This is a genomic window from Saccharopolyspora sp. MMCC62 (assembly GCF_057736575.1).
In genome coordinates this window covers 563463-581196 of sequence record NZ_JBYKCM010000001.1, presented here as the reverse complement: position 1 = coordinate 581196, position 17734 = coordinate 563463, and the positions used below count along the sequence as shown (strand labels likewise).

General features: G+C 72.2%; 15 protein-coding genes. 6 read left to right on the top strand and 9 right to left on the bottom strand.

Annotated elements, in window-relative coordinates:
• Positions 1 to 14: 14 nt before the first annotated feature.
• Positions 15 to 1583: an amidohydrolase gene (locus tag AC29IT_RS02660; RefSeq protein ID WP_488217684.1), complete on the bottom strand. Its 1569-nt coding sequence runs from the start codon at positions 1581 to 1583 to the stop codon at positions 15 to 17.
• 20 nt (positions 1584 to 1603) lie between these two features.
• A complete protein-coding gene (locus AC29IT_RS02655) occupies positions 1604 to 2491 on the bottom strand; it encodes a hypothetical protein (RefSeq protein WP_358442574.1) in 888 nt (295 codons plus the stop codon).
• 573 nt (positions 2492 to 3064) lie between these two features.
• Here AC29IT_RS02655 and AC29IT_RS02650 point away from each other — a divergent pair.
• The 3 genes from AC29IT_RS02650 (at position 3065) to AC29IT_RS02640 (ending at position 5894) form a co-directional block, all read left to right on the top strand.
• The gene (locus AC29IT_RS02650) at positions 3065 to 4288 is read left to right on the top strand and encodes a glutamate dehydrogenase (RefSeq protein ID WP_358442613.1); all 1224 of its coding nucleotides are present in this window, start codon (positions 3065 to 3067) and stop codon (positions 4286 to 4288) included.
• A gap of 331 nt (positions 4289 to 4619) precedes the next feature.
• Positions 4620 to 4829, top strand: a complete 210-nt coding sequence (locus tag AC29IT_RS02645; protein ID WP_358442576.1) for a cold-shock protein — start codon at positions 4620 to 4622, stop codon at positions 4827 to 4829.
• A gap of 123 nt (positions 4830 to 4952) precedes the next feature.
• Positions 4953 to 5894 (top strand): NAD-dependent epimerase/dehydratase family protein, encoded by a 942-nt coding sequence (locus tag AC29IT_RS02640; RefSeq protein WP_358442579.1) that lies wholly within the window; start codon positions 4953 to 4955, stop codon positions 5892 to 5894.
• A 249-nt stretch (positions 5895 to 6143) separates the two neighbouring features.
• Here AC29IT_RS02640 and AC29IT_RS02635 read toward each other — a convergent pair whose 3' ends face one another.
• From AC29IT_RS02635 to AC29IT_RS02625, 3 genes are all read right to left on the bottom strand, one after another.
• Positions 6144 to 6314, bottom strand: a complete 171-nt coding sequence (locus tag AC29IT_RS02635) for a hypothetical protein (protein WP_358442581.1) — start codon at positions 6312 to 6314, stop codon at positions 6144 to 6146.
• A 56-nt stretch (positions 6315 to 6370) separates the two neighbouring features.
• Entirely contained in the window at positions 6371 to 7144 is a 774-nt protein-coding gene (locus AC29IT_RS02630; protein ID WP_358442584.1) for an enoyl-CoA hydratase-related protein, read from the bottom strand.
• A 93-nt stretch (positions 7145 to 7237) separates the two neighbouring features.
• Positions 7238 to 8149 (bottom strand): TetR/AcrR family transcriptional regulator, encoded by a 912-nt coding sequence (locus AC29IT_RS02625; protein ID WP_358442587.1) that lies wholly within the window; start codon positions 8147 to 8149, stop codon positions 7238 to 7240.
• 194 nt (positions 8150 to 8343) lie between these two features.
• Between AC29IT_RS02625 and AC29IT_RS02620 the strand changes: the two genes are divergently transcribed.
• A complete protein-coding gene (locus AC29IT_RS02620; protein WP_358442589.1) occupies positions 8344 to 9753 on the top strand; it encodes an MFS transporter in 1410 nt (469 codons plus the stop codon).
• On the opposite strand, the gene AC29IT_RS02615 is transcribed toward AC29IT_RS02620, so the two are convergent.
• From AC29IT_RS02615 to AC29IT_RS02600, 4 genes are all read right to left on the bottom strand, one after another.
• Complete coding sequence (locus AC29IT_RS02615; RefSeq protein WP_358442592.1) at positions 9731 to 11197, bottom strand: amino acid permease; 1467 nt, start codon at positions 11195 to 11197, stop codon at positions 9731 to 9733. The genes AC29IT_RS02620 and AC29IT_RS02615 overlap by 23 nt on opposite strands.
• Before the next feature lie 138 nt (positions 11198 to 11335).
• Positions 11336 to 13441, bottom strand: coding sequence for a catalase (locus AC29IT_RS02610; RefSeq protein ID WP_358442595.1), 2106 nt, complete (start codon positions 13439 to 13441; stop codon positions 11336 to 11338).
• Positions 13442 to 13527: 86 nt separating this feature from the next.
• Complete coding sequence (locus AC29IT_RS02605) at positions 13528 to 14016, bottom strand: VTT domain-containing protein (RefSeq protein ID WP_358442598.1); 489 nt, start codon at positions 14014 to 14016, stop codon at positions 13528 to 13530.
• Positions 14017 to 14140: 124 nt separating this feature from the next.
• Entirely contained in the window at positions 14141 to 14854 is a 714-nt protein-coding gene (locus AC29IT_RS02600) for a FadR/GntR family transcriptional regulator (RefSeq protein ID WP_488217683.1), read from the bottom strand.
• Positions 14855 to 15026: 172 nt separating this feature from the next.
• On the opposite strand from AC29IT_RS02600, the gene AC29IT_RS02595 reads away from it, so the two are divergent.
• Both AC29IT_RS02595 and AC29IT_RS02590 read left to right on the top strand, forming a co-directional pair.
• Positions 15027 to 16277 carry an SLC13 family permease gene (locus AC29IT_RS02595; RefSeq protein ID WP_358442604.1) on the top strand — a complete coding sequence of 417 codons (1251 nt, stop codon included), beginning with the start codon at positions 15027 to 15029 and terminating at the stop codon, positions 16275 to 16277.
• 1 nt (position 16278) lies between these two features.
• The gene (locus AC29IT_RS02590) at positions 16279 to 17730 is read left to right on the top strand and encodes an acyl-CoA synthetase (protein ID WP_488217682.1); all 1452 of its coding nucleotides are present in this window, start codon (positions 16279 to 16281) and stop codon (positions 17728 to 17730) included.
• Positions 17731 to 17734 lie beyond the last annotated feature (4 nt).

The window sequence follows — 17734 nt, the reverse complement described above, 5'->3', positions numbered from 1 at the left end:
TCCGCAGTGGACGGTCAGCGGTCGTGGACCGGTGCTCCGTCCGCGAAGGTCAGCTCCACCCGGGCGCGGCCGATCTCCTGCGTTGGCAGGGAGAACAGGTCGCGGTCGAGCACCACGAGGTCGGCCGCCTTGCCCGGTTCCAGCGACCCGGTCTCGGCGGCGAAGCCGTTCGCGCGCGCCGCGCCCGCGGTGTGCGCGGTCAGCGCGGTGGCGAGCTCCAGCGCCTGCTCCGGGAGGAACGGCTCCGCGCCGTCCGGTTCCCGGCGGTTCACCGCGGCGTGCACCGCGCCCAGCGGGTCGGGGTCGGAGACCGGCCAGTCGCTGCCCGCTGCGAGCGGGGCGCCCGCCTCGTGCAGCGACCGGAACGGGTACTGCCGCGCGGCGCGCTCGGCGCCCAGGCGGGGGATGGTCAGCTCGGTCATCGCCGCGTCGGCGATCGCCCACGCGGGCTGGACGTTGGCGGTCACACCGAGCTCCCGGAACCGCGGCAGGTCGCGCGACCGCACCACCTGCACGTGCGCGATCTGGTGGCGCAGCCCCGATCCGGGCGCCCCGGCGACGGCGTCCAGCGCGGCGCGCACCGCCCGGTCGCCGACGGCGTGGAAGTGCACCGGGAAGTCCGCGGCGGCGAGCCGGGCGACGACCTCCCGCAGCTCGGGTTCGGGGACGTGGGCCAGTCCGCTGCCGCCTTCGCCGAGGTAGGGCGTTTCCATGGCCGCGGTGCGGGTTTCGCACACCCCGTCCAGCATCACCTTCACGTGCTCGGCCCGGAACCGCTCGCCGCGGGCCCGCTCCCGCCGCTCGACGAGTTCGGGGATCTGCTCGGTCCCGCGGCGGCGGTCCCACCACAGCGCGCCCTGCACGCGGGCGCGCAGCAGTCCCGACCGGTCGATCTCCTGGTAGGTCTCGGCGATGTCCGCGTGCCCCAGGTAGGCGCCGACGATCGCGTCCTGCCAGCCGGTGACGCCGTGCGCGTGCAGCACCCGCTGCTCCTCCAGCAGCGCCGCGCGGTACTCGGCCGGATCGGGTTCGGGCAGCGCGCGGGCGACCAGGTCGGCGGCGCCCTCGTGCAGCGTCCCGGTGGGCTCGCCGTGCCGGTTCCGTTCGATCCGGCCGTCCGACGGGTCGGGGGTGTCCGCGCGCACCCCGGCGAGCCGCAGCGCGGCGGTGTTCGCCCAGGCGCTGTGCAGGTCGCGGTTGATCAGGTATGCGGGCCGATCCCCGGTCACCCGGTCCAGCTCGGCGGCGGTCGGCGCGCCACCGGGGAACAGCGGTGAGTCCCACCCGCCACCGAGCACCCAGCCCGCACCGCCGTGCGCGGCGACCAGCCGCAGGCAGTCGGCGGCCGTGGCCGCTTCGGAGAGGTCGCAGCGCAGCCGTCGCAGGCCGCCGAACACCGGGTGCGCGTGGGCGTCCTGGAAACCCGGCAGCAGCAACCGTCCGGACAGCCGCACCACCTCGGTGCGCCGGGTGATCAGCGGCCGCACCGCCCGCTCGCCCAGCGCGACGACGCGGCCCGCCCGCACGGCGAGCGCGTCGGTGCGCGAACCGGTGGCGTCCGAGGTGACGACCGGGCCGTCCACGAACGCCAGGTCGGCGCCCGTCAGCGCTGCCCCTCGCCGGTGATCACCGAGACCGCGAGCTCCCTGGCCTGCTCGTCCACCTCGGGCACCCGGAAGCCTGCGCCGCGGATGTGCGCGACCAGCGCCGCGTCCGGCGGCACCCCGTGCTTGCGCAGGTAGTAGCCGACCGCACCCGGCCAGATCCACCGCCCGTCGGTGTGGAAGGTCAGCGGCACGTCGGCCGGAGCGGCGGGGTCCAGCTGGTCGGTGTCGTAGCTGCGCGCGGCGAGCACCACCGGTGCCCGGTCGAGGTAGTCGACGATCCCGCGCAGCTCCGCGTCGTCGATGCCGGGCCGGTCCACCTGCGGGTGCCCGTGCTCGTCGACCGAGTCGAAGACCTCCGCGGTGCGCAGCGCGGGCGCGCGGGTGGCGCTGCCGGTCGCGTCCGGCATTCCCGCGCCGGCGGCGAGCCAGCCGGGGACGTTCGCGCCCGCGCGCGGGTAGGTGCGCAGTTCCGCGGCGAACTCCTCGGGCCGCGGGGTGCGGGTCCAGGTCGGCTCGTGGTCGCCGTTGAAGTCCACGCTGTAGCTGCTGGGCCGCTGCAGGCGGTACAACGCGCTGATCCACGTCCCGCGGTCCGGTTCGTGCATCCCGTGGCGGAGCCGGGCGAACAGCTCCGCGACCTCGTTCGGGACCGCGAGCGGGATCGGGGTGCCGTTGGGGGCCAGCAGCTGCGCGGCGAGCTCGGCGTGGCCGCCCACCGCGCGGTACTCGACGGTGACCTCGCGCCACGCGGGGGGCATGGAGCGCAGCAGCGCCCGGCCCACCTCCTGGATGAGGTTCTGCTGCGCCGTCTGGTCCAGCGCACCCGGTGGATCCTGCGGATCCGGCCGGTGGGGCCCCTGCTCGGGGAGTCCCGGTTGGGTCATGCCTGCATCCTCCCAGTCCGTGCGCGAGCGGCGGAGCCGATTCCCCGAACTCGTGCTCGCCCGACGCCCTGCGTTCACCCGCGCGAAGTCGCGCCCCGACGCGGTGGACAACTGCCGCGCCCAGAGCTTAAGACCCCGGACGAGTGAGTGTCGGCCGCCAGCCGACCCCTTCGAGGCGATCTACGATTACGCTGGTCAGCGGCTTGTCGGCGGATCACGCGCAGGTTTCGCCGTGAACTCCGGATGACGGCGCGAATGTCGGATACGACGATTGTTGACAATAAATCCAGCGCGGGTTTAGCTTCGATCCATCGCCAGCGAGACGTGGAGGTGACCATGCGGGCCAACGAGTACGGCCTTCCCCGTCCCCTCCGCTGGCTGTCTTCTTCATCGCTCTGGCTGCGACATTGAGGCTGATCACCGCCTGAAGGCGGTGGTCACGACGCGCAGCGCGTGCGGCCGGCCGAGCCGGGCCCCGCGGGACCAGTCCCTGAGCGGTGCTCGAACCTCCTCGCCCGGAACACGCCCCTTCTGTAGGTAACTCTGGTGGGCGCCGACCGATGCGCCCATGCCATGCACTGCACTTGGGAGGAGGTTCGGCCGGTGGCACTCGTCGACTGCGACCCGCTGATGAGGGTGACCTGGACAGATCCGGTGACGGGAAAGCATGGGTACCTCGTCGTGCACAGCCTGGTGTCAGGCCTGGCGACCGGCGGAACCCGGATGCGCGCCGGATGCACGATGTCGGAAGTGGAGGACCTCGCGCGGGGAATGGCCCGCAAGACCGCCGTGTTCGACCTGCCGGTCGGTGGCGCCAAGGGCGGCATCGACTGCGACCCCAAGGACCCGGAGGCGCACGGCGTGCTGCGCCGCTTCGTCGAGGCCATGCGCCCGTGGATCGACGCGCACTGGGTGACCGCCGAAGACCTGGGCGTGCCGCAGCACCTGATCGACGACGTCTTCTCCGAGGCCGGGCTGCAGCAGTCCTACCACGCGGCGATCCGCCGGGCGCCCGACGTGGAGCACACGCTGCGCCGGGTGCGGGCCGGGCTGAACGCGCCGGTCCCGGGCGGGCTGCTGCTCGGCGACGTGGTCGGCGGCTACGGCGTGGCGCAGTGCTGCCTCGGCGTGGTGCACGCCCGCGGCTGGGGCCACTCGAGCACCACCGTCGCGGTGCAGGGCGTGGGCACCATGGGCGGCGGCGCCGCCTGGTACCTGCACGAGGCCGGGCTGAAGGTGGTCGCGGTGGCCGACGCCGCCGGTTCGCTGTACCACCCGGACGGGCTCGACGTGCCGGCGCTGCTGGAGGCCAGGGACCGGTTCGGCGAGATCGACCGGGACCAGGTGCCCGCGGACGTGCAGCGGCTGCCGCGGGACGCGGTGCTCTCGATCGACGTGGACGTGCTGATCCCGGCCGCGGTGTCCTACGCGATCACCCCGGAGCGGGTGGCGCAGGTCAACGCCAAGGTGATCATCGAGGCGGCGAACACGCCGATCACCCCCGAGGCGGAGGAGCTGCTCGCGGACCGGGGAGTGCCGGTGATCCCGGACTTCGTGGCGAACTCCGGTGCGGTCGCCTGGGCGTGGTGGTTGCTGCTCGGCCGGGTGGACGCTGACCCGGTGCTGTCGTTCAGCGTGCTCCGGGAGGAGATGCTGGCGAAGATCCCGCCGCTGCTGGCGGCCTGGGATGCGGACGGCACCACGCCGCGCACGGCCGCGCTGCGGCTCGCGGACTGGCAGACCGAGCAGAACAAGGTGGCGGAGGCCGAGGGGAGGCTGCTGGTCAGCATTCCGTAGGCTCACCGCATCCGACTGGAACGTGCGCGCCATCCCGGCTCCGGGGTGGCGCGCACGTCCATTTCAGGGAAATCGCCGGAATGCGGATCGGCGTTACACCCGACTTCGGTCGCCACGACTTCGGGTGACAAGTGTGTGACAACCCGCGTTCGGGGTGCTAGCGTTGACCGCGGTTGCAGTTTTGGTTCCCAGAAGTACTTAAAAGTGCCTGCGAAACAAGTGTGGCGTGGGCACTTTGTTGTGCCGGAGGCCGTTCGGCCCGGGTGATCATCTCGGCGACTTGGGGTTGACGCAGTGTCGGCCCTGGCCATCTGAAGTAGGAGTAAAGAGAATGGCTACCGGTACCGTTAAGTGGTTCAACGCTGAAAAGGGCTTCGGCTTCATCACTCCCGACGGGGGTGGATCCGATGTGTTCGCCCACTACAGTGCGATTGACGCCTCCGGTTTCCGCACGTTGGACGAGAACCAGCGCGTGGAGTTCGAGATCGCCCAGGGCCCGAAGGGTCCGCAAGCTTCGCAGATCCGCGGCCTCGCTTCCTGAGTCGAGCCGACACCGAGAGGCCCACGCCTGCCAGGCGTGGGCCTCTCGCATGTTCGTCGTGGGCGCCGGTCGCCGCGCGGTAGGCTGCCCACCCCGCTGAAGTCGATCTTTGCGAGGTCCCGGGTGTCCCTTCGTGTGTTCGTCGCCGGCGCCACCGGCGTGGTCGGAACGACCCTGCTGCCACGGCTGCGGGAACGCGGCCACCACGTCACGGCGCTGCTGCGCACCGCCGGTCGCGCGCAGGGCGTGACCGGCGCGGACGAGGTCGTGGTGGGCGACGTGCTGGACCTGCCGCGGCTGCGCCAGGTGGTGCGGCGCGCCGAGCCGGACGTGGTGGTGGCGCAGGTGTCCGGGTTCCGCGGACCGGACTTCGACGACGCGCTGGCCCGCACCTCGCGGCTGTGGGAGCAGGGCACCGGAAACCTGGTGGAGGCGGCCGCTGATGCCGGGGTGCGCCGGGTGGTGGCGCAGAGCATGGTCGCCGCCTACTGCCCGAACGGCCACGACGTGCTGGACGAGGAGTCGCCGCTGTGGATCGACGCCCCGGGCCGCTGGGGCGAGGTGGTGCGCGCGATCGCCGACATGGAGCGCGCGGTCGTGGAGCGCACCGACCTGGAGGGCGTGGTGCTGCGCTACGGCTCGCTGTACGGGCCGGACACCTGGTACGCGCCGGGCGGCCTGGTGCACGAGCAGGTCCGAGGCAGCGCGCTGCCGCTGGTGCTGGACGGGGTGGGGCTGACCTCGTTCACGCACGTGGAGGACGCGGCGAGCGCGGTCGTCGAGGTGCTGGAGGCGGGGGAGACCGGCACCTTCAACGTGGTGGACAACGAGCCGGCGGAATACGCCGAGTGGTTACCGGCCTATGCGCGGATGATCGGTGGTCCGGCGCCGTTGTCGCTGACGTTGGACCAGGCCAGGGCGCAGCTGGATTGGTTGACGGTGCACCGGCTGACCGAGCAGCGGGGGGCGACGAATTTCCGGCTCCGCGAGACGCTGGGCTGGCGTCCGGGATGGCCGAGTTGGCGCGAGGGATTCGCGACGATGTTCGGCCTGTGGCCGGGTTGAGTCCGGCGGCGAGTTCGCACTGGAAATGGCGAGTTGTTTCGCTCGGCCGTCCGGGTGGAAAGGGTGGGGTCGCTCGTTACGGCCGGTTCAGGTGATCGTCGTTAAGTTCCCGGGTGCGAGAATTGCGGGCGGCAAGTTCTGGGAAATTTCCGAGAAGAACTTGACCTCGCTATCGGGTGCGGCTAGAGGAGCGCCGCGCCCCGAATCCGGCATTCACCGTGATCGGCGCGCGGCGCACCGCGGATCGGGTCAGTCCCGTTCGTAGTCCTCGTCATCGGGGACCACCAGTTGCTGCTCGGCGAGATCGGCCGGATCGGCCTCCGCCGACGATTCGGCGGAGTCGGTGCGATCGTCGGCCGCGGTGTCCTCGACGGGGCGGTTCTGGTCGGCTGCGTCGGCTTCCGGAGTCTCGGAGTTCACGGCGCTCCTTCCGCGGATCGGGCTCCTCGACGCCACCGTATCGGCTGCGGCCGCGTTCAGCCCCCGAGCGGCGGGAAGTCCGGGCGGCGCCGCTCGTGGAAGCTGCGCACCCCTTCGCGCAGGTCGGGCCTGCCGAAGGCCGTGACCATGCGGTTGTTCGCGTCGGCCCGGGCCGTCTCCAATCCGCTGTCCAGACCGGAGTAGATCTGCTCCTTGATGTCGGCCAGCGACGCGGGTGAGCATTCGGTGGCCAGCACGTGCGCGTACTCCAGCGCCGCCGCCAGCACCTCCGCGGCGGGCAGCACCCGGTCCACCAGCCCCATCCGGTGCGCCTCGGTGCCCGGCAGGGTGCGGGCGGAGAGCATCAGGTCCAGCGCCGCTCCCGCGCCCACCAGCTTCGGCAGCAGCCAGGAGATGCCGTGCTCGGCGACCAGGCCGCGCCTGCTGAACGCGGTGGTGAACTTGGCGTCCTCGGCCGCGAAGCGCACGTCCGCGAACAGCGCCGCGACCAGGCCGATCCCGGCGACCGGGCCGTTGATCGCGGCGATGATGGGTTTGCGGATCCGGATCGACAGCGAGATCGCCCGCTCGTCGGTGTCCGGCTCGGGGTCCGAGTCCAGCGCGGACAGGTCCGTCCCGGCGCAGAACCCGCGCCCGGCGCCGGTGACCACCACGGCGCGCACGGACGGGTCGGCGTCGGCCGCCTCCAGCAGGTCGAAGTAGCGCCGCCGCATGCTCGGCGTCCAGGCGTTGAGCCGGTCCGGCCGGTTGAAGGTCAGCAGCAGCACCGCCTCCCGGTGCTCGACCAGGATCTCGTCGTCCTCCGGCACCTGATCACCTCCGTGGCGAGTGATCTCGGAAACTACCGAGCCGGACCAGGAGGTTCAACCGGCGATCGAGCGACCCGGACGGGCGAGGGGAGCTCACCAACCGTGATCGGCAGGAGGCCGGGGAACGGGGTCCGGGGCGCGCTCGCCGACGATGTCGCGCCTGATGAAGTCGTGCAGCACCCGCCGCATCCGGGGGACCGAGCGCTCCGGGCGGCCGGTGAGCACCCCGATGCCGAGTCCGTCGATCAGGGCGGTCAACCGCACCGCGAGTTCCTCGGCGTCACCATCGGTGAACACGCCTTGCCGCTGGCCCTGCCGGATGGTTCGCGCGATCGTGTCGTGCCAACGGGTGTACGAGTCGCCGTGCAGCCCGCGCAGCTCGGGTCGCAGCGCGCTCTCGTTCCACACCTGCAGCCAGATGGACCACTCGCGGCGCAGCTCCGGGGAACCGGGCAGCTGCAGCTCCACCAGGCGCAGCAGCCTGCGGTGCGCGTCGTCGATGCTGTGCAGTTCGGCGACCTGCCGGTCGAAGGCCTGGCGCACCGAGTGCCGCAACGCCTCCGTCAGCAGGTCGTCGCGGCCGGGGAAGTGGTAGTGGATCGCGGCCGCGCTCACGCCGCACACCTCGGCGATGTCGGCGACCCGCACCGAGTGGTACCCGCGCTCGGCGATGAGTTCCCAGGCCGCGTCGAGGATCTGCTGGTAGCGGTCGCCCCCGGTGCGCTCCGGCGGTCGTGCCGCTCGCCGCGGCGCCGCCGCCACCGTCTCGGCGTCGTCCTGCCCGTTGATCAGCCAGTTCACCGTCACCTGGCCGAGTTCGGCGATGCGGGTGAGTTCGACCGGCGTGAAGCGGCGGACCCCGCTGAGCGATTTGGACAGCTTGCTGGCGTCCAGCCCGATCCGGTCGGCGAACTCCCGGTGGCTGCCGGGATGGGCGGCCACCACCTCGCGGACCCTGGCGCGCAAGGCGGCGGGTCCGGCGTGCTCGCTCGGTTCGGAGGTCATCGTCTCGTGCGGTCGTCGGCGGCGGAGTCGGCGCGGCTGCGCGTGCAGGACGCTACCAGCGGAGCGGAAACCCTCGAACGACGTGCGCGGCGGCTCCGGACGGTGACCGGGCGCGCTCCCGTAGCACCTCACGGTGCGCTCGACCGGCCCCCCTCAGCCGAGACGGGGCCTCGGCGCACCGGCAGGATGTGGGAATGACGGCAACTACCGCCTCGACGACGACGCAGCGGTGGCAGGCCCTGGGGGTGTGCCTGCTGGCGGGATTCATGACCCTGCTCGACGTCAGCATCGTGAACGTCGCGCTGCCCTCCATGCAGCAGGGGCTGAACGCCCCGCCGGTCGCGTTGGGCTGGGTGGTCTCCGGCTACGCGCTGACCTTCGGACTGGTGCTGGTGCCGGCCGGGCGGCTCGGCGACGACCGCGGGCGCACCCGGATGTTCGTGCTCTCGCTGCTGCTGTTCACCGCGGCCAGCGCGGCGGCCGGATTCGCGCCCGGGGCGACCTGGCTGGTGATCTCGCGACTGGTGCAGGGCGTCGCGGGCGGCATGCTCAACCCGCAGGTGCTGGGCCTGATCCAGCAGCTGTTCCAAGGACCCGAACGGGCGAAGGCCTTCGGCATGTTCGGTGCGGTCATCGGCGTGTCCACCGCGATCGGGCCGCTGCTGGGCGGGCTCATCATCGAGTTCGCCGGCAGCGAGCAGGGCTGGCGCTGGGTGTTCTTCGTGAACGTGCCGATCGGGCTGTTCGCGCTGGCGTTCGCAGCGAAGGTGCTGCCGAAGGACGAGGTGAAGGAGGGGCCGCGCAGCCTCGACCTGGTCGGGGTGCTGCTGCTGGCCGGGGCATTGCTGACCGTGCTGCTGCCGCTCATCCAGCGGGAGAGCGGGTCCGGCTCGCCGTGGTACCTGCTGGGCGCGGCGCCGGTGCTGCTGGTGCTGTTCGTGCTGTGGGAGCGCTACTACCGCGACCGCGGCCGGGAACCGCTGGTGGACCTGGGCTTGTTCCGCATCCGCAGCTACAGCTTCGGCACCGCGCTGGGGATGCTGTACTTCGCCGGGTTCACCAGCATCTTCTTCGTGCTGGCGCTGTACTTCCAGCGGGGCCTGGGGTATTCGCCGCTGCAGGCTGGCTTGGCGATGACGCCGTTCGCGATCGGCTCGGCCGGTTCCTCGGCGCTGAGCGGGCGGCTGGTGAACCGGTTCGGCCGGTCGCTGGTGGTGCTGGGACTGGTGGGGGCGCTGGCGGGCCTAGTGGTGACGGACCTGCTGCTGTCGACCGGACCGGGGCAGGCCGCGGGCCTGGTGGTGGCGGCGCCGCTGCTGCTGGCCGGGATCGGCAGCGGCCTGGTCATCTCGCCGAACCAAACCGTCACGCTGTCCAAGGTGGACGCCGCCCGCGGCGGGACCGCCGCGGGCGTGCAGCAGACGGGGCAGCGGCTGGGCACCGCCATCGGCACCGCGACCGCGTCCGGGCTGTTCTTCGGCGCGATCGCCACCGGCGGCTACGACGCGGCGATCTCCACCGGACTGCTCGTCGCCGTCGGGTTCGTGACGCTGGCACTGCTGCTGGGCGTGGCCGAGCAGCTCATCGTGACTCGCCGTCGCTGACCACCGGTGCGCCGGTGGCCAGCCGGGACTTGCGGTAGCCGTAGAGCAGGTAGATCGCCAGGCCCAGTACCAGCCACACGGCGAACCGCAGCCAGGTCAGCACGCTCAGGTTCGACATCAGGTACAGGCAGGCGACGGCGGTCAGCACCGGCAGCACCGGGGACCAGGGCATCCGGAACGGCCGCGGCAGGTCCGGTTCCCGGCGGCGCAGCACCGGGATGGCGATGGCCACGATGACGAAGCCGGACAGCGCGCCGATGCTCACCATGTCGGCGAGCTCCGCGATCGGGACGAACCCGCCGAGCAGCATCACCAGCACCGCACCGCCGATCGTCACCCGGTGCGGGGTCCCCCACTTCGGGTGCACCTGGGAGAGCTTCGGCGGCAGCAGCCCGTCCCGGCTCATCGCGAACCCGATCCGCCCGATGGTCACCAGCTCGACCATCATCACCGAGGTCAGCCCGGTGACGGCGCCGAGCGCGATGAGCGCGGCCACCCAGTGCGCCCCGACCGAGTGGAACGCGGCGGCCAGCGGCGCGGCCTCGTCGATCTGCCGGTAGTCCACCATCGCGCTGAGCACCAGCGCCACCAGCACGTACAGCACCGTGCACACGACGAGGCTGCCCAGCAGCCCCACCGGCAGGTCGCGCTTGGGCCGCTTGGTCTCCTCACCGAGGTTGGCCAGCGCCTCGAAACCCGTGTAGGCGAAGAAGACGATCGCGGCGGCGGTGAGCACCCCGCCGAACCCGTACATCGACTGCTCCATGCCCAGCGCCGCGGACACCAGCGGCTGCTCCAGCACGGTCGCGTCCTGCGCGGCGGGCTGCGCGGGCGGCACGAACGGCGTGAGGTGCGCGCCGGTGAAGAAGAACAGCCCGGCGATGATCACCAGCACGCACACCGCGACCTTGACCACGACCAGCGCGTTGGTGAGCCAGGACGCCTCGCGGATGCCCAGCACGGCCACGACGGTGAGCACGCCGATGATGAGGATGGCGCCGACGTTGACCGTCGCCTCCTCGCCGAACCACTCCGGTGGCAGGCCGAGCAGGCTGGCGACGTAGCCGGACCAGCTGCGGGACACCACGGCCGCGCCGAGCGCGAACTCCAGCAGCAGGTCCCAGCCGATGATCCAGGCGAAGATCTCACCGAGCGTCGCGTACCCGTAGGTGTAGGCGCTGCCCGCGGTCGGCACCGCCGAGGCCAGCTCGGCGTAGCAGAGCGCGGCCAGCGAGGCGACGACCCCGCCGATGAGGAACGCCAGCACCACCGCGGGGCCGGCGTGGTCCTTGGCCTCCACGCCCGCCAGCGTGAACACGCCGGTCCCGATGATGATGCCGATGCCGAAACCGACGAGGTCGACACCGGACAGCCGCCGGGCCAGACCGCTGCGCTCGGTGCGGTCCAGCACGTCCCGGACGGGAAGGGTTCGCAGAACACTCACGGATCAGCACGGTAGAAGCTCACCGCGGGGAAAGCGAAACATCGGGCGCGGCGTGATGGACCTGGTACCGGAGTGGGACCGATCGGCGCAGCCGCGACAACCCGTGCAGTCCAGCGGTTGCGCCGATCGGGCACCCGATCAGGCGACGACGTGGCCGGTCTCGCGGTCCCACACCCGGTGGCCGGCGAGCACCGCGGCGAACTGCTCGACGAAGTCGGCGGGCAGTCCGGCGCCGCCGGGTGCGGCGGTCACCACGCCCTGGTCGGTCACCACGTCGTCGCCTTCCCCGGCGTGGCGCAGGTCGTCCAGCCCGGCGCGCTGCAGCAGCGCGATGCCCTCGTCGCTGGCCCCGATCGGTTTGGCGTGCTTGAACGCCTCGGCCACGAAGTGCGCGGCGGAGCCGTCCGCGGACAGCGTCCGCACGCTCTCCACCCCGCCGGGCACGATCACCCCGTCGTAGAGCGCCGAGGACATCGTGGGCAGGGCGCGGTCCACCGCGACCCGGCTCTCGTCGGCACCGCGCACGCTGCCGTCGCGGGTGCCGAGCACCTCGGCGGTGGCGCCGCGCGCGGCGAGGTCCTCGCGGATGCGCGCCACCTCGGCCTGGTCGACGCCGTCGGAGACGAGCACGGCGACGGTGCGGGTGGCGATGGTGAACGGCGGGCTCGCCTGGCTCAGCGCGGGGGAGGTCTCGTCGTGGCCCGCCCCGGCGGATTCCGGCGGGTCGACGCCGACGCCTTCGGCGACGGCGACGGCGAGGTCGTGGTCGACCCGGTTGATCTGCGCGACCGCGCCTTCCCGCACGTGCACGTGCTCGACCTTGCCCAGCTCGAAGCGGAACGCGGCGATGATGTGCCGCTTCTCCCACCAGGCCATGCTGTTCCAGAACAGCCGCGCCTGCGTGTAGTGGTCCTGGAAGCTCTCGCTGCGCTTGCGGATCTTCGCGCCTTCGACCTTCTCCTGGTAGTGCTGGAAGGCGCCCTCGTCGGCCCCGGCCAGCACCGGGCAGCCGCCACCGAGGCTGTTGTTCGAGTAGCTCGTCCGCCCGCGGTGGATCCGCTGCTGCTGGAACCCGTCGCGCTGGTTCGTGGAGACCTCCGCGACCGGCCGGTTCACCGGGATGTGCGCGAAGTTCGGCCCGCCCAGCCGGATCAGCTGCGTGTCCAGGTAGGAGAAGTTCCGCGCCTGCAGCAGCGGATCGTTCGTGAAGTCGATGCCCGGCACCACGTTCGCGGTGTGGAACGCGACCTGCTCGGTCTCGGCGAAGAAGTTGTCCGGGTTGCGGTCCAGCACCATCCGGCCGACCGGGCGCACCGGCACCTGCTCCTCCGGGATGATCTTCGTGGCGTCCAGCAGGTCGAAGTCGAAGTCGTGCTCCCGGGACTCCTCGACCAGCTGCACGCCCAGCTCCCACTCGGGGAAGTTCCCGGCCTCGATGGCGTCCCACAGGTCGCGGCGGTTGTAGTCCGGGTCCTTGCCCTGCACCTGCTGGCACTCCTCCCAGACCAGCGAGTGGGTGCCCAGCTTCGGCTTCCAGTGGAACTTCACGAACGTGCCGGTGCCGTCGGCGTTGACGAACCGGAAGGTGTGCACCCCGAAGCCCTGCATCATCCGGTAGCTGCGCGGCAGCGCCCGGTCCGACATCAACCACATGATCATGTGCATCGTCTCGGGCTGCAGCTGCACGAAGTCCCACAGCGTGTCGTGCGCCGACTGGGCCTGCGGGATCTCGTTGTGCGGCTCCGGTTTCACCGCGTGCACGAAGTCGGGGAACTTGATGCCGTCCTGGATGAAGAACACCGGCATGTTGTTGCCGACCAGGTCGTAGTTGCCCTCCGCGGTGTAGAACTTCACCGCGAACCCGCGCACGTCCCGCACCGTGTCGGCCGAACCGCGCGAGCCGGCGACCGTGGAGAACCGGACGAACAGCGGAGTCCGCCGCTGCGGGTCGGTCAGGAACTTCGCCGCCGTGTAGTCCGCGAGCCAGGAGTCGTAGGCCTCGAAGTAGCCGTAGGCGCCCGCGCCGCGCGCGTGCACCACCCGTTCGGGGATGCGTTCGTGGTCGAAGTGGGTGATCTTCTCCCGCGCGTGGAAGTCCTCCAGCAAGGTGGGGCCGCGCGCGCCCGCGGTGAGCGAATCGTCGGTGTGGCCGACGCGGACGCCCTGCTGGGTGGTCAGGTAGGTGTCCTGCGGGTCGTGCCGCACTTCGTCGAGCTGTTCCTGCTTGTCGCGGTGCGAAGTCATGCCAGGCCTCCGGGAACGGGTAGTCCGTGCCCGACGGGTGCCCGCCGCGGCGGATCGACATGCATCGCGCGCGTCGGCGCGGGAGGTCAGCCGAAGAACGGCAGCTGGTGGATGATCTCCGGTGCCGCGGCCAGCACCAGGAAGTGGATCGCGCGGCCCAGCAGGCTCACGCCGAGGAAGCCCAGCAGCGGCAATCCCGCCGCACCGGAGAGGAAGCACAGCACGGTGAACGGCGGGAAGCTGGCCACCGCGCTCACGAACAGCACGCCCAGCCCCCACCACGGGTGCTGCTCGGTGCGCGCGTGGAACTTCTCCAGCCACGCCGCCCACCGGCCGCCCTTGCGGGCGTCCGCCATCCGGCCGAGCCGGGTGCCGAGGCTGAACCCGCCCCGGCCCGCCAGGTAGAACAGCGTCTTCCCGGTCATCTGCCCGACCGCCGCGGCCAGCGCCAGCGCCCACCAGTTCAGCCCGTCCACGGTGGTGAGGACGCCGACGAGGTACAGCTCGATGTTCGCCAGCGGGAAGACGCTGCCCAGCAGCGCGGTGCCCGCCGTGGCCAGCAGCCACCAGATCATCGTGCGGGCTCCGGAGCGGGTGCGCGCCTGCTGCCGGTGCGGGGGCGAGCGGGCATCGGGACGTACTCCACGGAACTCGAACGGGGGAACGGGCCGACCTTACCGGGCGGCGGCTCCGGGCCGGTCAGCGCGGTTCGTCGGCGTCCGGGTTCCAGGACAGCAGCCGGACCCGGCTGACGGTGCGCAGGTGCCTGCGCATCGCGGCGGCCGCGGCCCGCGGCTGCCCGGCGCGGATGGCGTCGGCGATGCGCTCGTGCTGGGCCAGCGACTTCGGCGGGCGGTGCGGCTGGCGCAGCGATTCCTGGCGGCTCTCGGCGATCTCCGCGGCGATGGTGCGCATGAACTCGGCGAGCATCGAGCTGTGCGCGGCGGCGGTGACGGCCGCGTGGAACCGGCGATCTCCGTCGGCACCGCGTTCCCCGCGCTCGATCTGGGCGCGCATGTCGGCCACCGCCGCGTCGATCTCGGCGAGGTCGGCGGTGGTGCGGCGTTCGGCGGCGAGCTCGGCGAGCTTGGTCTCCAGGCCTTCGCGGGCGTCGAGCACGTCGGGCAGCCGGTCCCGGCGGGCGACCAGCTCGTCGACCGGTTCGGCCTCCAGGTCGCGGCGCGCCAGGTAGGTCCCGCCCCCGTGGCGCACCTCGACGAGGCCCTGCACCTCCAGCACCACGATGGCTTGGCGCACCGAGGCGCGGCTGACCCCGAGCCGCTCGGCGAGCTCGCGCTCCGGCGGTAGCCGGTCGCCGACGTCCAGCCCGGAGGCGGCGATGTGCTCGCGCAGCCGCACCACGACCTGCTCGTAGAGCTTCGGCCTGGTCAGCGGGCGCAACGCGTCGGACACCGGCGTCTCCCTCCCGGTTCGGAGCGGAACGCCCAGGCTAGCACCGGAACGCGGGTCAGAGGTCCGGGCACTGGACCACTCGGGGTCTTGACGGTCCAGGGGCGTCGGCGCACAGTGGTCCAGCCAGTGAACCACTGCGCGTCCGCGGCGCAGGGACGGTGAGGAGACAACGGTGTCGCCCGAGCTGATTTCCATCTACGCGCTCGTGGCCTGCTTCGTGCTGGCCACGACGATGTCGGTGAACATGGGGGTGCTGTCGTTCGCCGCGGCCTTCGCCGTCGGCAAGCTCGCCGGCGGCCTCTCCGACGACGACATCTTCGCCGGGTTCCCCGGCGACATCTTCGTGGTGCTCGTCGGCGTCACCTACCTGTTCGCCATCGCCCGCGCCAACGGCACCACCGACTGGCTGGTGCACTGGGCGGTGCGGCTGGTCGGCGGCAGGCTGGTGGTGATCCCGTGGGTCATGTTCGGCATCGCCGCGCTGCTCACCGCCATCGGCGCGGTCAGCCCCGCGGCCTGCGCGATCATCGCGCCGATCGCGCTGAACCTCGCCGCCCGGCACGGCATCAACCCGCTGCTGATGGGGGCGATGGTCGTGCACGGCGCGCAGGCGGGCGGCTTTTCGCCGATCAGCGTGTACGGCGTGATCGTCAACGGGGTGGTCGCCGACAACGCGCTGCCCGGCAGCCCGCTGGTGCTGTTCCTGGGGAGCTTCGCGCTGAACCTGGTGATCGCGGGCGTGGTGTTCGTCGTGTTCGGCGGACTGCGCACCGCCCGGGCCGGGGTGGAGCAGGACGCGGCCGTCGACGAGCCGGAGGTGCTGCGCCTGGACCGCGACCGGGTGCTGACGCTGCTCGGGCTCGCCGCGCTGGTGGTGTGCACGCTGGTGTTCGAGCTGGACGCCGGGCTGGTGGCGATGACCGTCGCGGTGGTGCTCACCGTGCTGTCGCCGAAGGTCGCCGCGAACGCGCCCGCCGAGGTCACCTGGCCGACGGTGCTGCTGATCTGCGGCGTGCTCACCTACGTCGGGGTGCTGCAGGAGATGGGCACGATCGACTACGTGGGCCACGCCGTCGCCGGGGTCGGGCTGCCGCTGCTGGCGGCGCTGCTGCTGTGCTACATCGGCGGTGTCGTGTCCGCGTTCGCGTCCTCGGTCGGGTTGATGGGCGCGCTGATCCCGCTGGCGGTGCCGTTCCTGGCGACCGGCACGATCGGGCCGATCGGCGTGGTGACGGCGCTGGCGGTGTCGGCGACGCTGGTGGACGTCAGCCCGTTCTCCACCAACGGCGCGATCGTGCTGGCCAACGCCAAGGGCGTGGACCGCGAGGTGTTCTTCCGCCGCCTGATGGTCTACGGCGGAGTGGTGGTCGCGGTGGGCCCGCTGCTGGCGTGGCTCGTGTTCGTCGTCCCCGGACTGGGGTGACATGGAACCGGAGGTAGGCATGGAACTGTTCCCGACGCTGCGCAGGCCGGTGGCGAAGGAGGCGGTGCGCTTCGGCGACCGCGCCCTGACCTACCCGGAGCTGGCGGCCGCCGCGGCGGGTGTCGCCGAGCGCGTCGGCGACGCCCGGCGGGTCGCGGTGTGGGCGACCTCGGAGCTGGAGACCGCGGTGGCGGTGCTCGGCGCGCTGGCCGCCGGAGCCGCGGTGGTGCCGGTGAACCCGAAGGTGGGGGAGCGGGAGCTCGCGCACATCGCCGGGGACAGCGAACCGGAACTCCTGCTCGCCGCCCCCGGTTTCGCCGTCCCCGCGGCGTTGTCCGAGGTCCCGCTGCACGAGGTGGACCTCGCACCGGGCGGTCAGCTGCCGCCCGAACCGGACGAGGAGCGCCCCGCGCTGATCGTCTACACCTCCGGCACCACCGGCCCGCCGAAGGGCGTGGTGCTGCCGCGCCGGGCGATCCGCGCCAACCTCGACGCGCTCGCCGACGCCTGGGAGTGGACCGAGCAGGACGTGCTGGCGCACGCGCTGCCGCTGTTCCACGTGCACGGGCTGATCCTCGGCACCCTCGGGCCGGTGCGGCTCGGCGGCACCGTGCACCACCTCGGCCGGTTCTCCTCGGCGGCGGTGGCGGCGGAGCTGGCCGGCCCGGCGACGATGCTGTTCGGGGTGCCGACCATGTACCACCGGCTCGCCGACGACGCCGAGCGCGATCCGGAACTGGCGCGGGCCGTGGGCTGCGCCCGGCTGCTGGTGTCCGGGTCGGCCGCGCTGCCCGCGGTGGAGCACGAGCGGATCTCGCGGCTGACCGGACAGCGCGTGGTGGAGCGCTACGGCATGAGCGAGACGATCATGAATTCGGGCGTGCGCGCCTCCGGGGACCGCAGGCCCGGCTACGTCGGCCTGCCCTTCGACGGGGTGGAGATCAAGCTCGTCGACGACGCGGGCGCCGACATCGAGGTCAGCGACGACGAGACCGTCGGCGAGATCCTGGTGCGCGGCCGCAACCTGTTCACCGGCTACCTGAACCGGCCCGACGCCACCGCCGCCGCGTTCGTCGACGGCTGGTTCCGCACCGGCGACGTCGCCACCCGCGCCCCCGACGGCTACTTGCGGATCGTGGGGCGCAAGGCCACCGACATCATCAAGAGCGGCGGCTACAAGATCGGCGCGGGCGAGATCGAGAACGCGCTGCTGGAGCACCCGGCCGTCGCCGAGGTCGCCGTCACCGGGCGGCCCGACCCGGACCTGGGCGAGCGGATCCTCGCCTGGGTGGTGCCCACCGCGGCGCCCGCGGACGCGGACGAGACCGGCCGGGAGCTGGCCGAGCACGTGGCCCGGCTGCTCACCCCGCACAAGCGCCCGCGCGAGGTCCGGTTCGTGGAGTCCTTGCCGCGCAACGAGATGGGCAAGGTCATGAAGAAGGCGCTGGGGTGATCCG

Coding starts and splice junctions, on each gene's coding strand:
- AC29IT_RS02645 (WP_358442576.1), top strand. CDS start 4,620: ATGGCTACCGGTACCGTTAAGTGGTTCAACGCTGAAAAGGGCTTCGGC.
- AC29IT_RS02655 (WP_358442574.1), bottom strand. CDS start 2,491: ATGACCCAACCGGGACTCCCCGAGCAGGGGCCCCACCGGCCGGATCCG.
- AC29IT_RS02610 (WP_358442595.1), bottom strand. CDS start 13,441: ATGACTTCGCACCGCGACAAGCAGGAACAGCTCGACGAAGTGCGGCAC.
- AC29IT_RS02625 (WP_358442587.1), bottom strand. CDS start 8,149: ATGACCTCCGAACCGAGCGAGCACGCCGGACCCGCCGCCTTGCGCGCC.
- AC29IT_RS02590 (WP_488217682.1), top strand. CDS start 16,279: ATGGAACCGGAGGTAGGCATGGAACTGTTCCCGACGCTGCGCAGGCCG.
- AC29IT_RS02620 (WP_358442589.1), top strand. CDS start 8,344: ATGACGGCAACTACCGCCTCGACGACGACGCAGCGGTGGCAGGCCCTG.
- AC29IT_RS02605 (WP_358442598.1), bottom strand. CDS start 14,016: ATGATCTGGTGGCTGCTGGCCACGGCGGGCACCGCGCTGCTGGGCAGC.
- AC29IT_RS02650 (WP_358442613.1), top strand. CDS start 3,065: ATGCACTGCACTTGGGAGGAGGTTCGGCCGGTGGCACTCGTCGACTGC.